Here is a 15,862-nt window from a genome sequence, read left to right as displayed (position 1 = left end):
CCCCCCCCCCCCCCCCCCCCCCCCCCCCCCCCCCCCCCCCCCCCCCCCCCCCCCCCCCCCCCCCCCCCCCCCCCCCCCCCCCCCCCCCCGGGACCGGTCGTTCGGCCAGGTGGAACAGGTGGTCGCGCTCGTCGCCGTTCAGGCGCAGGGCCCGGGCGAGGGCGGCCAGCGTCTGCGCCGAGGGCTGCACACCGTTCTTCGCGCTCCCGCGTTCCAGCTCGGTGTAGTAGTCGGCCGACAGCCCCGCCAGCTGCGCGACCTCCTCGCGGCGCAGCCCGGGGACGCGTCGGCGCGGGCCGTGGGGCAGGCCGACCTCGGCGGGGCGGATGCGGTCGCGGCGGGTCCGGAGGAAGGCACCGAGCTCTGGAAGGTTCACCGCTCCATGCTCGCGCGTACGGCGCGGCGGAGCCAGGGGGTGGCGTCCCCCGGGTAAACGCAGCCCTGGCTGGGACCGCGAATCCGGCCGATCGTTGGGGACACCGCCGGACGACGGCCGGGTCTCGCCCCGGCCCCACCTCCCAGAGGAGCCAGTCATGCCCTTCCCCTCTTCCCCCGACGGGACCGCTGCCCCGGAGCGGCCCTCCACCTCACCCCGCGTCGCGATCGTCACCGGGGGCTCGCGCGGCATCGGCCGCGGGACCGTCGGCCGGCTGGCCGCCGACGGGTACGCCGTCGTGGTCGGTTACGCGGGCGGCCAGGACGCGGCCGAAGCCGCCGTCAAGGAGGTCGTGACCGCCGGCGGCCGGGCGCTCGCGGTGCGCGCGGACGTCGCCGACGAACACGCGGTCGCCGCCCTGTTCGACGCGGCGGAAGCCGAGTTCGGCGGTGTCGACGTCGTCGTGCACGCGGCGGGGCGGATGCACCTGGCGCCGATCGCCGACATGGACCTGGCCGTCCTGGACGACCTGCACCGCACCAACATCCGCGGCACGTTCGTCGTCGTCCAGCAGGCCGCCCGCCGGGTGCGCCCCGGCGGCGCGATCGTGACGTTCTCCACGTCGGTGCTGGGGCTGGCCTTCCCGAGCTACGGCGCCTACGCCGCCAGCAAGGGCGCCGTCGAGGCGCTGACCATGATCCTGGCCCGGGAGCTGCGGGGCCGGGACATCACCGCCAACACCGTCGCGCCCGGGCCCACGGCCACCGATCTGTTCCTGGACGGCAAGGACGAGGAGACCGTCGCCCGCCTGGCCGCCCAGCCCCCGCTGGAGCGCCTCGCCACCCCGGCCGACATCGCCGAGGTCGTCGCGTTCCTGGCCTCCCCCGCCGGCCACTGGGTCAACGGACAGGTCGTCCGGGCCAACGGCGGAATCGTCTGAACCACCCCCTGGCCGTCCGCTCATCCCACTGGAAGAAGAAGGAAGAACCAGCCATGCCTTTCGCGAACTTCAAGGTCCCCGAGAAGACCCTCACGCCGAAGCAGAAGGAGGAGATCGTCGCCCGCACCACCGAACTGTTCGTCGAGATCTACGGCGAGCGCGCCCGCGCCAACACCATGGTCCTGGTCGAAGAGGTCGCCGACGGCGGCTGGGGCATCTCCGGCAACGTGCTGACGCTCGCCATGCTCGGCGAGGCGGCACCGACCGACGCCTGACCGGTCGCCGCCCGGGCCCCGCGGCCGTTCGCCGCGGGGCCCGCCCGTCGCCCCCGGGCGGCCCGCGTCACCGGACGATCGGCGCGGCCCCCGTGGCGGCCACGGACAGGTCCCACAGCCGCGCCGCCGCGTCCGGGTCGACGGCGTAGGCGCGCACGCCGTCGCCCTCGGGCGATTCGGGGGCGAAGAGACCGGCGACCTCGCAGTCCTCCAGATAGAGGCCGCCCCGGCCGGACAGAAGCGGAGTGGTGGCGCCCCAGAGCCCGGTCGCGGCGCCCTGCGGAGGCGTCTTGAAGCCGGGGCCGATCACCGTGCCGTGCTCGTCCACCCACCCGTTGTCGATCTGCTCCTGGAACGTCATCTCCCGCTGCAACCCGGTGATGATCGAACCCGGGTGGAGCGCGAAGGCCCGCACGCCGTCGCCCCGCCCGAGGGCGTCGAGGTGTACGGCGAAGAGCACGTTGGCCGTCTTGGCCTGGCCGTACGCCTGCCACTTGTCATAGCCGGTACGGAAGTGCGGATCGTGCCAGCGGATGTCCGTGATGCCGTGGGCGCCGGAGCTGTAGACGACGACGCGCGCCCCGTCACGGGCGGCGGCGAGGAGCGGGTACAGCTCACTGGCGAGGGCGAAGTGCCCGAGGTGGTTCGTCGCGAACTGGCTCTCCCACCCGGGCCCGACGCGCCGCTCCGGCGTGGCCATGACCCCGGCGGTCGCGAAGAGCAGGTCGATCGCGGTCAGCGTCTCGCGGAGGTGCGCGGCCGCCTCCCGTACGGTCCCGAGGTCGCACAGGTCCATGGCGACGACCTCGGTGTCGCCGGGCACCCCGGCGAGCGCGGCCCGGGCGACGTCGGGCCGCCGGGCGGGAACGACGACCCGGGCCCCGGCAGCGGTGAGCGCGCGGGTCGTTTCGAGCCCGAGCCCGGAGTAACCCCCGGTCACGACGGCGGTCCGGCCGGAGAGGCCGAGCCCGGCGGTGACGTCCTGGGCGGTGCTGGCGGCGGAGAAGGGCGAGCCGATGGGCTGCTGTTCGGTGTGGGTCATGGAGAGGAAACTACGATCTAGACCTCGCTCCAGCTCAAGTCCTACGCTCCACCGCATGACCACCACCACTGACACGCTGAGCATCGGCGAGGTGTCCGACCGCACCGGCCTCAGCGTCCACGCCCTCCGCTTCTACGAGCGCGAGGGCCTGCTCGTGGGCCCGGTGCACCGCACCTCCGGCGGCCGGCGCCGCTACCGCGCGCCGGACGTCGACTGGCTCCTGATCTGTGTGAAGCTGCGCGAATCCGGAATGCCCCTGGCCGAGCAGAAGCGGTTCGCCGAACTCGTACGCCAGGGCCCGGGCAACGAGGCCGAGCGCTTCCGCCTCCTGGACACCCACCGTCAACGCGTCGACGCCCGGATCGCCGCCCTGGAGGAGTGCCGCTCGGTCATCACCTGGAAGGTCGGCGTCTACGCGGACCACCTGGCCCGAGGCGAGGCGAACGGCCTCTGGGACCCGACGACTTGAGCGCGTCCGGGGCCGGAGGCAACGGCTCGTCGGCCGCCCTCCGTCAGCCCAGGACCGCCAGGTCCTCGGCGCTCAGCCGCAGGTCGCCCGCCGCGATGTTCTCCTCCAGGTGGGCGAGCGAACCGGTGCCGGGGATGAGCAGGACGTTGGGCGACCGGGCCAGCAGCCAGGCGAGCGCCACCTGCGGGACGGTGGCACCGTGCCGGTCCGCGACGGCCGTGAGGCGTGCGGCGGTCAGGGGCTGGAAGCCGCCGACGGGGTAGAACGGCACGTACGCGACACCGGCCGCGGCGCAGGCGTCCACCAGGGGATCGTCGTCACGGCGCGCGATGTTGTAGGCGTTCTGCACACAGGCGACCGGCGCCAGATCGCGCGCCCGTGTGAACTGGTCGAGCAACACGTTGGAGACGCCGATGTGCCGGATCAGGCCCTCCTCGCGCAGGGCCAGCAGCGTCTTCAGGGGTCCGTCGAGCGGGGCGTCCTCATGGCCCCGGTCGCCCAGGCGCAGGTTCACCACGTCGAGCCGGTCCAGGCCGAGCGTCTTGAGGTTCGCCTCGACCCCGCGTCGCAGGCCGTCCGGTGTGAGACCGCGCTGTTCGGTGGCCGGCAGCGCGATGTCGGGGCCCTCGACCAGCGCCCCGACCTTGGTGACGATCACCAGGTCGTCCGGGTAGGGGTGCAAGGCGGCCCGGATCAGTTCATTCGCCGAAACACCGTCGCGGGCGTAGTAGTTCGAGGTGTCGATGTGATTGACCCCCAGCTCCACCGCCCGCCGCAGAACGGCGAGGGCCGCGTCCCGGTCGGGCCGCTCCCCCCGGGGCCACCCCGTCAGCTTCATCGCACCGTATCCGACCCGGGCGACGCCCCCAAGTCCCCGCCGATTGGCCGGCCGGGTCACTCCGGCACCGGCAGGCACTCGGCCAGCAGGTCAAGGACGTCGCGCCAGGCTCGCTCCGCGTGCCGTGGGTGGTGGCCGACGCCTGGGGGGACGGTGTGGTCGACCGGGGGATGGTGGAACGCGTGCAGGGCGCCGCCGTAGACCGTGAAGCGCCAGTCGACGCCCGCCGACCGCATATCGGCCGTGAACGTGTCCCGTTGCGCGGGCGCCATGATCGGATCCTCCGACCCGACCCCGGCCCACACCGGGCAGCGGATGCGCGCGGTCTCGCCCGGGCGGCCGGTGCTCAGTCCGTTGACGGTGCCGACCGCGCGCAGGTCGACGCCATCGCGCCCGAGTTCAAGCGCGATGATGCCGCCGGTGCCGTAGCCGATGGCGGCGATCCGGTCGGGGTCAGCCCTCGGCTCGGCGCGGAGCACGTCGAGCGCCGCGTGGCCGATGCCGCGCATCCGGTCGGGGTCGTCGAGCAGCGGCAGGCAACGGGCCAGCATCTCTCCGGGTTCGCCCAGGTACCGCCCGCCGTGGAGGTCGAAGGCCAGGGTGACGTAACCGAGTTCGGCAAGGGCCTCGGCCCGGCGCCGCTCGACGTCGCTGAGGCCCATGCCTTCCGGCCCGAGCAGCACCGCGGGCCGGCGGCCGGCACCGGCCGGAAGCGCGAGGTGGCCGACCATCGTCAGACCGTCGGCCGGATACGTGACCGTGCGCGTGGTAACCGTCGTCATGGGACGGACCGTAGTCCGCGTCGAGCACGACCGGGCCGGGGTTCGCCGCCGGCGGAAGCCCTGAGAGAAAGTCGGCAGCCGCCTCACCCCAACCTCGGCCGCCCTCGCATGGCGTTCCGCCTCGCCCGGATGAGCCCGCCCCAACGGACCCGCACTTTCGCTGTGTGCAACAAGCCTGAAGATCAGTGCGCCATGAAGCTCCACCTCGCCGGTCACGGATCGCAGCCGGCGAACGCGCCGCTGCCGTAGGCGGGGGCACCGCTGCGGGGCAAGGAGGGTGACGGGCTCTCCGTTCACAGGCTGTGGGCGCCGCAGGCATGCCGCGCGACGGCCCGCTACGACCGGGGCGCCGGCGCCCCCGCGCCGGCCGTCGTCGGCGAGCTCCGGAACGACAGCACCACGGCCACCGCGCAGCCGCAGGTGATCGCCCAGTCGGCCAGGTTCATCACGCTGAAGTCCCGCACGGCGATGAAGTCGACCACCGCGCCCTGGAGGTCGCCCGGGGCGCGGAAGAGGCGGTCGGTGAGGTTGCCGAGGGTGCCGCCGAGGAGCAGGCCGAGGGCGATGGCCCACTGGGTGCTCGCCAGGCGGCGCGAGTAGCGGACCACGACGACGGCGACGGCCGCGGCGACCAGGGTGAACACGATCGTCGTCGCCTCGCCCATGCCGAAGGCGGCGCCCGGGTTGCGCTGCACCCGCAGCACGAGCCAGTCCCCGAGGACGGACACGGTCGTACGGCCTTCGAGCTTGGCGACCACCGCCAGCTTGGTCCCGAGGTCGATGGCGTACGCGAGGCCCGCGACCGCCCACAGCAGACAGGCGCGCCTGCGCGCGCCCGTGTCGCCCGTCGTCGCGTCCGGCACGCTCGCCCTCCTGGCCCTCGCCGCACCGCGAACGGCACGCTTCCCCCAGGGAACGTATCCCGGCGGCAGAACCGGGTCCACCCGCCGCCCGCTCCGCCGCCTGCGAAGGGGGGCCGGGAGCGCCCTTTCACCGGCGGGGCCACGCCGGTTACTGCGGTCCGGGAACGCATGCCGCTTCCCGCGCTGCCATGACCTCGTCGCCGTGCTCGAAGGCCCATGCGCCGAAGGCGTCGATGGGTGCCAGCAAGGTCCGGCCCAGGGCGGTGAGTTCGTATTCGACCCTTGACGGCGCGTCGGGGCGTGCCCGGCGGTCGACCAGCCCGTTGCACTGCAGCCGTCGCAGGGTCTCGGTGAGGACCTTGGAGCTGATGCCCCCGATCCGTTCCCGGAGTTCGACCGGACGTCTGGGGCCGTCGCGCAGGGCCCAGAGCACTACGGCGTTCCAGGTGTTGGAGAGCAGGTCGAAGGCGAGGCGGGCGCGGCAGTCGGCGAGGAAGGCGTCGGTCGTCACGTACCACATGGTGCCCGAACCGTTCTCTAGCGTCGCTGTGAACGGCGAAGCAGGCACGGAGAGGAATCACGGGATGAGAATCGGCGTACTGGGAACAGGCAACATGGCCGACGCGCTCGCCACCCACTGGGTGAGGGCCGGGCACCAGGTGGCCATCGGGGGACGGGACATGCACAAGGCGGAGCGGCTGGCGAGGCGCATCGGAGGCGGCGCGCAGCCCGCCGGTCTGCGTGCGGCCGCCGAGTTCGGTCAGGAGGTGGTGCTGGCCGCGCTGTCCTTCGGGGCGGGAGCGGATGTGGCGCGGGAACTGCACGCGGCCCTGGAGGGCAAGGCGCTGCTCGACTGCTCCAACCCGGTCGGCCCGGGCTTCCGGCTGCTGACGGAGGGAGGCCGCTCGGCCGCCCGGCGACTGGCCTCGGCGGCGCCGGGAGCCCATGTGGTCAAGGCTTTCAACCTCTGCCACGAGGACGTGTGGCGCATGCGCCCGCCCGTCTTCGACGGGCGGCCCCTGGCCGTGCCCGTCTGCGGCGACGACGAGACGGCCCTCGCGCGGGTGCGCGAGTTGGTGCGGGACGTGGGCTGCGAACCCGTGGCAGGCGGCGGCCTCGAACGTGCGGGACTCCTGGAAGCGACCGCCGCGCTGTTCATCGCCCTGTGGGTCGGTGAGGGAGCGGACGCGCAGGCGATCGCGCCTCCACTGGCGTACGCGGCCGGACCGGCCCCCCTGGAACGGGCTGGTAAGGACCCCCAGCCGTCCGCGTGACGACGCCTCCCCCTGTGGCCGGGGGGGGGCGTCGGGGGACCCGGAGGCGCGCGGGGGCGGGATCAGGATCTCCCCCGCCCCGCCTCCCGGTCCCGCAGTTCCCGGCGCAGGATCTTGCCCGACGCCGCCCGGGGCACCGTCCCGATGAACTCGACCGCCCGCACCTTCTTGTACGGCGCCACCCGCTCCGCCACCCACGCCATCAGGCCCTCCGCCGTCACCGCCGCCCCCGCGCCCCGCACCACGTAAGCCTTCGGGATCTCGTTGCCGTCGGGGTCCTGGACGCCGATCACCGCCGCGTCGGCCACCCCCTCGTGGCCGAGCAGCAGCGCTTCCAGCTCCGCGGGGGCGACCTGGTAGCCCTTGTACTTGATGAGCTCCTTCACGCGGTCGACCACGAAGAGCCAGCCGGCCTCGTCGACCCTGCCGACGTCCCCGGTGTGCACCCAGCCGTCGGGGTCGATCATCGCGGCGGTGGCGTCGGGGCGGCCCAGGTAGCCCTTCATGACCTGGGGGCCGCGGATCAGGATCTCCCCGGGCTCGCCCTCCGGGGCGTCGAGCGAGGGGTCGTCCAGGGACACGATCCGCATCTCGGTGCTCGGGAGCAGCGTGCCGACCGCGCCCGGCGGCGGGTTCTCGGCGGCGAGCGGGACGACGTGCGTGCCCGGGGAGAGTTCCGTCATGCCGTACGCCTGGCGGACCGGCGGCAGCCCCAGGCGGCGGGAGCAGGCGGCGGCCAGGTCCGCGTCGAGGGGGGCGGCGGCGCTGACGATGTACTCCAGCGAGGACAGGTCGTAGCGGTCGACCACCGGGTGCTTCGCGAGGGCCAGGACGATCGGCGGGGCCACGTAGAGGCCGTTGATGCGGTGCGTCTCGATCGCCGCCAGGAACTGGGCCAGGTCGAAGCGCGGGAGGACGACCACCGTGGCGCCCAGGCGCAGAGGGGCGTTCATCAGGGCCGTCAGGCCGTAGATGTGGAAGAACGGCAGGACCGCCAGGATGCGGTGGTTCTCCCCCAGCGGGATGAACGGGCCCAGCTGCTCCAGGTTCGTCGCCATCGAGCGGTGCGTCAGCATGACGCCCTTCGGGGCGCCCGTCGTGCCCGAGGAGTACGGGAGGGCCGCGACGTCCACCGCCGGGTCCACGGCCACCATCGGTTCCGGGGCGGTCGTGGTGAGCATGTCCAGGAGCGAGGTGTGCCCCTCCGCGTGGTCGCAGACGAACACCTCCTCGATGCCGCCCACGAGTTCGGCGGCCCGGCGCGCGACCGCGAGCAGCGGGGACACCGTGACGATCCAGCGCGCGGAGCAGTCGCGGAGCTGCTTCGCGAACTCCTCCGCCGTAGCCAGCGGGTGCACCGTCGTGACCGTGGCGCCCGCCCGCGTCGCCGCGTGGAAGACGGCCGGGTACGCGATGGTGTTCGGGCTGTGCAGGGCGAGCACATCGCCCTTGACCAGGCCGGCGGCGGCGAGACCGGCGGCGATCCTGCGGTGGAACGCGTCGAGCTGCGCGTAGGTGAGGCGGCTGCTCTCGTTCGTCCCGTCGATCAGGGCGACGGTCTCCCCGAACCGCTCGGCGGCGTGCCCGAGCACCGCGTCGTGGATGGCGGCGTCGAGCGGCTGGACGTCGGGGTAATCGCTGCGGAACACGTGCGCCATGTCGGTCCCTTCGATGCGGGGGAGTGGCCTCTCGCGTACGTACGACTGTGGCGCCCCTCAGTACGACTTGGGGAGGCCCAGGCTCTGGTGGGATACGTAGTTCAGGATCATTTCCCTGCTGACCGGGGCGATCCGCGCCACCCGCGCCCCCGTGATCAGCGAAGCGAGCCCGTACTCGCGCGTCAGCCCGTTGCCGCCCAGCGTGTGCACCGCCTGGTCCACCGCCTTCACGCACGCCTCGCCCGCCGCGTACTTCGCCATGTTCGCCGCCTCGCCCGCGCCGAGGTCGTCGCCCGCGTCGTACAGCCGGGCGGCCTTCTGCATCATCAGGCGGGCCAGTTCGAGCTCGATGTGCGCCTGGGCCAGCGGGTGGGCGATGGCCTGGTGGGCGCCGATGGGCTCCCTCCAGACCTGGCGGGTCTTCGCGTACTCGACCGCCCGGCCGAGCGCGTAACGGCCCATCCCGATACCGAAGGCCGCGGTCATGATGCGCTCCGGGTTGAGCCCGGCGAAGAGCTGCAGCAGACCCGCGTCCTCATCCCCCACCAGCGCCTCGGCGGGCAACCGCACCTCGTCCAGGACCAGTTCGAACTGCTTCTCCGGGGCGTGGACCTCCATGTCGATCCGGTTCCGCCGGAAGCCGGGCGTCTCGCGCGGGACGATGAACAGGCACGCCTTGAGCTTGCCGGTCCTCGCGTCCTCCGTGCGGCCGACGATCAGCGTGGCGTCCGCGATGTCGACGCCGGAGACGAACACCTTGCGGCCGGTGAGCAGCCAGTCCCCGCCGTCCCGGCGCGCCGTGGTCGTGATGCGGTGCGAGTTGGAGCCGGCGTCCGGCTCGGTGATGCCGAACGCCATGGTGAGGGAGCCGTCGGCGAGGCCGGGAAGCCACTGCCGCTTCTGCTCGTCGGTGCCGAAGCGGGATATCACCGTTCCGCAGATCGCGGGCGACACGATCATCATCAGGAGCGGGGAGCCGGAGGCGCCCAGCTCCTCCAGGACGATGGAGAGCTCCGCCATTCCGGCGCCGCCGCCCCCGTACTCCTCGGGGAGGTTCACGCCGAGGAAGCCCGCCTTCGCTGCCTCCGCCCACAGCTCGCGGGGGTGGCCGCCCTCGCTGACGAGGGACTGCATGTACTCCCGCCCGTACCGTTTCCCGAGGGCGGCGACGGCGGCGCGCAGGGCCTGGTGCTCTTCGGTTTCGAGGACGGTGCTCATGCGGGCTGCTCCTCAGAGGGGTCGGTGACTACGGCGAGCAGGGCGCCGACCTCCACCTGGAGGCCGGGCGCGGCGTGCAGGGCGGTGAGCGTGCCGGAGGCGGGGGCGAGGACGCGGTGCTCCATCTTCATCGCCTCCAGCCAGATCAGCGGCTGCCCGGCGACCACGGCGGCCCCCTCCGCGAGGCCGTCCGCGAGGCGGACCACCGTGCCGGGCATGGGGGCGAGGAGGGAGCCGGGTTCGGTGCGGCCGGCCGGGTCGGTGAAGCGGGGCAGGGCGGTGAAGGTGTACGCGCCGGAGGCGGTGTCCACGTGCACCTTGGTGTCGTGGACGGCCACGTGGAAGACGCGGGTCACGCCGTCGATGTCGAGGGTGGCCCGGATCCGGTCCGCGGAGACCACACGGACGCCCTCCGTGCCGACGGCCAGGCCGTCGCGGGTGGGGCGGTAGGTGATCCCGTACTCGCGGCCGTCCGGTTCGCTGCGGTAGCGCCGGAGCTGAGGCTGCGAGGGCAGGTTGCGCCAGGCGCCGAAGCGCATGAAGCCCCCGGCATTGAGCGTGGCGTTGCGGGCCGCCTCGACGACGGCGGCGGCCGTCGCGGCCTGCCGTACGGACGTCTCGTCGGGCGTCGGGGTCAGAGCCGTCAGGTGGCGGTCGTAGAAGCCGGTGTCCAGGCGGGCCGCCAGGAAGTCGGGGTGGCGCAGGGAGCGGACGAGCAGCTCGCGGTTGGTGACCGGGCCGTGGATCCGGGCGCGCTCCAGGGCCCGGGCGAGGAGCCGTACGGCCTTGTTGCGGGAGGGCGCGTGGGCGATCACCTTCGCGATCATCGGGTCGTAGTGCACGCCGATCACGTCGCCGCCGGTGTACCCGGTGTCGAGGCGCACCCCCGGCTCCCCCGGCACGTCCAGCGAGAGCAGTGCTCCGGTCTGCGGCTGCCAGTCGCGCGCCGGGTCCTCCGCGTACAGCCGCGCCTCCACGGCGTGCCCGGACGGCGACGGGGGCCCCTCGGCGGGCAGCGGCTCCCCCTCCGCGATCCGGAGCTGGAGCGCGACGAGGTCGAGCCCGAACACCTCCTCGGTCACCGGGTGCTCCACCTGGAGCCGTGTGTTCATCTCCAGGAAGTACGGCCGCCCGTCCTCGGCGACCAGGAACTCCACGGTTCCGGCCCCCCGGTACCCCACGGCCCGGGCGGCGGCCACCGCGGCCCCGTGCAGCCGCCCCCGCAGCTCGTCCGGCAGGCCCGGCGCCGGCGCCTCCTCGATGACCTTCTGGTGCCGCCGCTGGAGCGAGCAGTCCCGGGTCCCCAGCGCCCACACCGCGTCGTGCTCGTCCGCCATCACCTGGACCTCGACGTGCCGGCCGCGCTCCACGTACGGCTCGGCGAACACCTCGCCGTCCCCGAACGCGGACAGCGCCTCGGCCACGGCGGCCGTCAACTCGCCGGGCAGGTCGCCCAGTTCGCGTACGATCCGCATCCCGCGCCCACCGCCGCCGGCCGCCGCCTTCAGCAGCAGCGGCAGGTCCTCGGCGGTCGCGGCGGCCGGGTCCACCGGCGCGAGCAGCGGCACCCCGGCGGCGGCCATCAGCTCCTTGGCGCGGGTCTTCGAGGCCATCAGCTCGATCGCCCTGACGGGCGGCCCGATCCACCGCAGCCCGGCCTCCAGCACGGCGGCGGCGAACCCGGCGTTCTCGGAGAGGAACCCGTACCCGGGGTGCACGGCGTCCGCCCCGGCCGCGAGCGCGGCGGCCACGACGAGATCGCCGCGCAGATAGGTATCGGCGGGGGCCGAGCCCGGCAGCCGTACGGCGGTGTCGGCCTCCCGGACGTGCAGCGCATGGGCGTCCGCGTCCGAGTACACGGCGACGGTGGCGATGCCGAGGGCCCGGCAGGTGCGGAAGATCCGGCACGCGATCTCGCCCCGGTTGGCGACGAGCAGGCTGGTGATCACTTCACTCCTCACATCCGGAAGACGCCGAAGCCGCCGCGGGCGCCCTCGACCGGTGCGGTGTGGATGGCGGACAGGCACAGGCCGAGCACGGTCCGGGTGTCGCGCGGGTCGATCACCCCGTCGTCGTACAGCCGCCCGGACAGGAACATCGGCAGGGACTCGGACTCGATCTGCTGCTCGACCATCGCGCGCAGGGCGGCGTCCGCCTCGTCGTCGTACGGGCGGCCCTTCGCGGCGGCCGAGGCGCGCGCGACGATGGAGAGCACCCCGGACAGCTGCTGCGGGCCCATGACGGCGGACTTGCTGCCGGGCCAGGCGAAGAGGAAGCGCGGGTCGTACGCCCTGCCGCACATCCCGTAGTGCCCGGCGCCGTACGAGGCGCCCATCAGGACCGACAGGTGCGGGACCTTCGAGTTCGAGACGGCGTTGATCATCATCGCGCCGTGTTTGATGATGCCGCCCTGCTCGTACTCCTTGCCGACCATGTAGCCGGTGGTGTTGTGGAGGAAGAGGAGCGGGATGTCGCGCTGGTTGGCGAGCTGGATGAACTGCGCGGCCTTCTGCGACTCCTCGCTGAACAGGACGCCCTGCGCGTTGGCGAGGATGCCGACCGGATAGCCGTGCAGAGCGGCCCATCCGGTGACCAGGCTCGTCCCGTACAGCGGTTTGAAGGCGTCGAAGTCCGAGCCGTCGACCAGCCGGGCGATCACCTCGCGCGGGTCGAACGGCACCTTCAGGTCCCCGGGCACGATGCCGATCAGTTCGTCCTCGTCGTACTTGGGCGGCTCGGCGGGGCCCGGGTCGGCGTGCGCCTTGCGCCAGTTGAGGCGGGCGACGATGCGGCGGGCCTGGCGCAGCGCGTCGTGCTCGTCCACGGCGAAGTGGTCGGCGAGCCCCGACGTACGGGCGTGCATCGCGGCGCCGCCGAGCGATTCGTCGTCGCTCTCCTCGCCGGTCGCCATCTTGACCAGGGGCGGTCCGCCGAGGAAGACCTTCGAGCGTTCCTGGATCATGACCGTGTGGTCGGACATGCCGGGGACGTACGCGCCTCCGGCGGTCGAGTTGCCGAACACCACGGCGACGGTCGGGATGCCGGCGGCCGAGAGCCGGGTGAGGTCGCGGAAGAGCGCGCCGCCCGGGATGAATATCTCCTTCTGGGACGGGAGATCGGCACCCCCGGACTCGACCAGGCTGATGACCGGCAGCCGGTTGGCGAAGGCGATCTCGTTCGCGCGCAGTGCCTTCCTCAGCGTCCACGGGTTCGACGCTCCGCCGCGCACGGTCGGGTCGTTGGCGGTGATCAGGCACTCCACGCCCGCCACCACCCCGATCCCGGTGACGAGCGACGCTCCGACCGCGTACTCGCTGCCCCAGGCGGCCAGCGGCGACAGCTCCAGGAACGGCGTGTCCGGGTCCACCAGCAGCTCGACGCGCTCGCGGGCCAGCAGCTTGCCGCGCTTGCGGTGCCGCTCGACGTACTTCTCGCCGCCGCCCTCCAGCGCCTTGGCGTGCGCGGTCTCCAGCTCGGCCAGCTTGTCGAGCATGGCGGCCCGGTTGGCGGCGTAGTCGGGGCTCGCGGTGTCGAGCCCGGTGGGCAGGACGGTCATGCGGGCACCTCCAGAAGGGTCACGGGTATCTCCAGGTGGCGGGCGCGCAGCCACTCCCCCAGCGCCTTGGCCTGCGGGTCGAACCGGTGCTGCGCGGCGACCCCTTCGCCGAGGAGCCCGTGCACGGTGAAGTTCAACGCCCGGAGGTTGGGCAGGACATGGCGTACGACGGTGAGCCCGTCGGTCTCCGGGAGGAGCGCACGGAAGCGGTCGACGGTCAGCTCGTGCGCGAGCCACCGCCACGCGGGTTCGTCCCGCACCCACACCCCGACGTTGGCGTCCCCGCCCTTGTCGCCGCTCCGGGCCCCGGCCACGCGGCCGAGAGGGACACGGCGGGTGGGCCCTGGCTCCAACGGCGGTGGCAGGGCGGGCTGTTCCACCTCCCGGAGCTCCAGCGTCCGAACGGGGTGGCCAACCGTGCGGCGCGTCCCGTCGGGCAGCACGGCGACGTGCCGCACGTCCTCCGCGGGCACGTACCGCGCCTCGAACACCCCGTACGGCGCGCCCTTACCGGGCGGGGCGGTGACATGGAAACCGGGGTAGCTGCCGAGGGCCAGCTCGATCGCCGCACCGGACAACGCGCGCCCCACGGCCTCCTGTTCGCGGTCCCGGACCACCAGCCGGAGCAGGGCGCTCGCGGTCTCCTCGGTGCCGGCGTCGGCCCGGTCCGTACGGGCCAGCTCCCAGCGGACTTCCCCGGGCCGCCGTCCGGCGCGTGCGAAGGCGTCCGCGAACTGGTCCTGGACGAGCGCCGCCTTGGCCTCGACGTCGAGCCCGGTGAGCACGAAGACGACCTCGTTGCGCCAGCCGCCGAGCCGGGTCAGCCCGGCCTTGAGCGTGGGCGGCGGGGCCTCGCCGCGTACGCCGGTGATCGCGACGCGGTCGGGCCCGTCCTGCGTGAGCCGTACGGTGTCGAGCCGGGCGGTGACGTCGGGCCCCGCGTACCGGGCGCCGCCCGTCTCGTACAGGAGCTGGGCCGTGACCGTGCCGAGGTCGACGACGCCCCCGGTGCCGTCGTGCTTGGTGATGACGGAGCTGCCGTCGGCGTGGATCTCCGCGACCGGGAAGCCGGGCCGGCGGACGTCGTGGTCGCGGAAGAACGCGTAGTTGCCGCCCGTGGCCTGCGTCCCGCACTCCAGGACGTGCCCGGCGACGACGGCCCCGGCGAGCGCGTCGTGGTCCTCGGGGCCCCAGCCGAAGTGGGCGGCGGCTGGGCCGGTGACGAGGGCGGCGTCCGTCACCCGGCCGGTGACGACGACCTCGGCACCGGCCCGCAGGCACGCCGCGATGCCCGCTCCCCCAAGGTACGCGTTGGCGGTCAGAAAACCGTCCGGTACGGGGATGTTGTCGCCCTCCACATGCGCCACCCGCACCGGCACCCCGGCCTTCTCGGCCAGCTCCCGGATCGCGTCGGCCAGCCCGGCCGGGTTCAGGCCGCCCGCGTTGGCGACGATCTTCACCCCGCGCTCGCGGGCGAGCCCGAGCCCGTCCTCCAGCTGCCGCAGGAACGTGGAGGCGTAGCCGCGCGCCGGGTCCTTGAGGCGGCTGCGGCCGAGGATGAGCATCGTCAGCTCGGCGAGGTAGTCCCCGGTGAGGACGTCGAGCGGGCCGCCGGTGAGCATCTCGCGCAGGGCGTCGAAGCGGTCGCCGTAGAACCCGGAGGCGTTGCCGACGCGGAGGGGGGACCGGGCCCCCGCCGACCGGACCCCCGCCGCCCGGGTCATCGCTCCCCCTTCGGCGCCCGCCCCGCCCCCGCGGGCCCGGCGAACGCCTGCGCGATGGACAGCCAGGCGTCCGCGTCCGCGCCCTCCGCGCGCACCGCCAGGTCGTCGCGGTGGGCGCGCTGCGTGACGAGCAGGCAGAAGTCGTGCAGCGGCCCGGTGACCCGCTGGCCGGCGCCCTCGGGGCCGTACGTGATCAGCTCACCGCCCGGCGCGGCGAGTTCCACCCGGAACTCCTCGGCGGGCGGTTGCTTCCCCCGGACGAAGAAGGCGTAGTCGCGGGCCCGGACCCCGATGCGGGCCACATGCCGCAGCCGGGCGGTGGGGATGCGGGTGACCCCGAGGGCGTCGGCGACGTCCTGGCCGTGGGCCCAGGTCTCCATGAGCCGTCCGGTCGCCATGGAGGCGACGCTCATCGGCGGCCCGTACCAGGGGAACTTCGTCCCGGCGGGCGCCGCGCGCAGTGCCTCCTGCAAGCGCTCACGCCCCTCCCGCCAGCGGACGAGCAGCGCGTCCGGCGGGTACGCGGCGACGACCTCGTCGGCGGCCCGGTCCACGAAGCCCTCGGGGTCCTCCATGGCCTTCGCCACCTCGTCCCCGAAGCGGCCGGGGTCGGTGACGGAGATCAGCGCGACGTCGTCGGTCCAGCTCAGGTGGGCGATCTGGTGGGCGAGGGTCCACCCCTCGGCCGGGGTCTCCCCCGCCCACTGTCTCGCGGTGGCCCCGGCGACCAGCAGGTCGAGCTCCTGGCTCTCGCTGCGCAGATCGTCCAGCACGGCTGAGGCATCGGACACGGTGCGCTCCCCTCGGGGCGTGACGGCGTGCCCGGGAGCCTGCCAGCGCGACGCAA

General features: G+C 73.8%; 15 protein-coding genes and 1 pseudogene. 4 read left to right on the top strand and 12 right to left on the bottom strand.

Annotation, left to right across the window (positions count from 1 at the left end; translation table 11 throughout):
* Window positions 1-73: 73 nt before the first annotated feature.
* A pseudogene (locus tag ACN6LM_RS15500) lies at window positions 74-376 on the bottom strand (helix-turn-helix domain-containing protein); the annotation flags it as partial.
* Between the two features lie 157 nt (window positions 377-533).
* Between ACN6LM_RS15500 and ACN6LM_RS15495 the strand changes: the two are divergent.
* Complete coding sequence (locus tag ACN6LM_RS15495) at window positions 534-1,316, top strand: SDR family oxidoreductase (protein ID WP_445065941.1); 783 nt, start codon at window positions 534-536, stop codon at window positions 1,314-1,316.
* A 53-nt stretch (window positions 1,317-1,369) separates the two neighbouring features.
* Complete coding sequence (locus ACN6LM_RS15490) at window positions 1,370-1,591, top strand: tautomerase family protein (protein WP_445065940.1); 222 nt, start codon at window positions 1,370-1,372, stop codon at window positions 1,589-1,591.
* A 67-nt stretch (window positions 1,592-1,658) separates the two neighbouring features.
* On the opposite strand, the gene ACN6LM_RS15485 is transcribed toward ACN6LM_RS15490, so the two are convergent.
* Window positions 1,659-2,633, bottom strand: a complete 975-nt coding sequence (locus tag ACN6LM_RS15485; RefSeq protein WP_445065939.1) for an SDR family NAD(P)-dependent oxidoreductase — start codon at window positions 2,631-2,633, stop codon at window positions 1,659-1,661.
* Between the two features lie 55 nt (window positions 2,634-2,688).
* On the opposite strand from ACN6LM_RS15485, the gene ACN6LM_RS15480 reads away from it, so the two are divergent.
* Window positions 2,689-3,102 carry a MerR family transcriptional regulator gene (locus ACN6LM_RS15480; protein ID WP_445065938.1) on the top strand — a complete coding sequence of 138 codons (414 nt, stop codon included), beginning with the start codon at window positions 2,689-2,691 and terminating at the stop codon, window positions 3,100-3,102.
* A gap of 43 nt (window positions 3,103-3,145) precedes the next feature.
* Here the strand turns inward: ACN6LM_RS15480 and ACN6LM_RS15475 are convergent, their stop codons facing one another.
* The 4 genes from ACN6LM_RS15475 to ACN6LM_RS15460 all read right to left on the bottom strand — a co-directional run bounded on the left by ACN6LM_RS15475 (window position 3,146) and on the right by ACN6LM_RS15460 (window position 6,096).
* Window positions 3,146-3,940 (bottom strand): oxidoreductase, encoded by a 795-nt coding sequence (locus ACN6LM_RS15475; protein ID WP_445065937.1) that lies wholly within the window; start codon window positions 3,938-3,940, stop codon window positions 3,146-3,148.
* 56 nt (window positions 3,941-3,996) lie between these two features.
* Window positions 3,997-4,722 carry a dienelactone hydrolase family protein gene (locus tag ACN6LM_RS15470; RefSeq protein WP_445065936.1) on the bottom strand — a complete coding sequence of 242 codons (726 nt, stop codon included), beginning with the start codon at window positions 4,720-4,722 and terminating at the stop codon, window positions 3,997-3,999.
* 335 nt (window positions 4,723-5,057) lie between these two features.
* A complete protein-coding gene (lspA, locus tag ACN6LM_RS15465) occupies window positions 5,058-5,585 on the bottom strand; it encodes a signal peptidase II (protein WP_445065935.1) in 528 nt (175 codons plus the stop codon).
* A 148-nt stretch (window positions 5,586-5,733) separates the two neighbouring features.
* On the bottom strand, window positions 5,734-6,096 hold the full coding sequence (locus ACN6LM_RS15460) for a winged helix-turn-helix transcriptional regulator (RefSeq protein ID WP_445065934.1): 363 nt from the start codon (window positions 6,094-6,096) through the stop codon (window positions 5,734-5,736).
* Window positions 6,097-6,169: 73 nt separating this feature from the next.
* Here ACN6LM_RS15460 and ACN6LM_RS15455 point away from each other — a divergent pair, with 73 nt between their 5' ends.
* Entirely contained in the window at window positions 6,170-6,859 is a 690-nt protein-coding gene (locus ACN6LM_RS15455) for an NADPH-dependent F420 reductase (RefSeq protein WP_445065933.1), read from the top strand.
* A gap of 62 nt (window positions 6,860-6,921) precedes the next feature.
* Here the strand turns inward: ACN6LM_RS15455 and ACN6LM_RS15450 are convergent, their stop codons facing one another.
* From ACN6LM_RS15450 to ACN6LM_RS15425, 6 genes are read right to left on the bottom strand one after another with little or no spacing between them, the layout of a single operon-like run.
* Window positions 6,922-8,517, bottom strand: a complete 1,596-nt coding sequence (locus ACN6LM_RS15450) for an AMP-binding protein (protein WP_445065932.1) — start codon at window positions 8,515-8,517, stop codon at window positions 6,922-6,924.
* 57 nt (window positions 8,518-8,574) lie between these two features.
* On the bottom strand, window positions 8,575-9,735 hold the full coding sequence (locus ACN6LM_RS15445) for an acyl-CoA dehydrogenase family protein (protein WP_445065931.1): 1,161 nt from the start codon (window positions 9,733-9,735) through the stop codon (window positions 8,575-8,577).
* A complete protein-coding gene (locus ACN6LM_RS15440) occupies window positions 9,732-11,684 on the bottom strand; it encodes an ATP-binding protein (protein ID WP_445065930.1) in 1,953 nt (650 codons plus the stop codon). The genes ACN6LM_RS15445 and ACN6LM_RS15440 overlap by 4 nt, the downstream gene beginning before the upstream one ends.
* 8 nt (window positions 11,685-11,692) lie before the next feature.
* Complete coding sequence (locus ACN6LM_RS15435) at window positions 11,693-13,291, bottom strand: acyl-CoA carboxylase subunit beta (protein ID WP_445065929.1); 1,599 nt, start codon at window positions 13,289-13,291, stop codon at window positions 11,693-11,695.
* Complete coding sequence (locus ACN6LM_RS15430; protein WP_445065928.1) at window positions 13,288-15,015, bottom strand: acyclic terpene utilization AtuA family protein; 1,728 nt, start codon at window positions 15,013-15,015, stop codon at window positions 13,288-13,290. Before ACN6LM_RS15430 ends, ACN6LM_RS15435 begins: the two co-directional genes overlap by 4 nt.
* Window positions 15,012-15,806 carry a TIGR03084 family metal-binding protein gene (locus ACN6LM_RS15425; protein WP_445065927.1) on the bottom strand — a complete coding sequence of 265 codons (795 nt, stop codon included), beginning with the start codon at window positions 15,804-15,806 and terminating at the stop codon, window positions 15,012-15,014. Before ACN6LM_RS15425 ends, ACN6LM_RS15430 begins: the two co-directional genes overlap by 4 nt.
* Window positions 15,807-15,862 lie beyond the last annotated feature (56 nt).

This window comes from Streptomyces sp. SAS_281 (genome assembly GCF_052542855.1).
The sequence above is the reverse complement of the archived record's forward strand: the minus strand, read 5'-3'. Positions and strand labels throughout refer to the sequence as shown.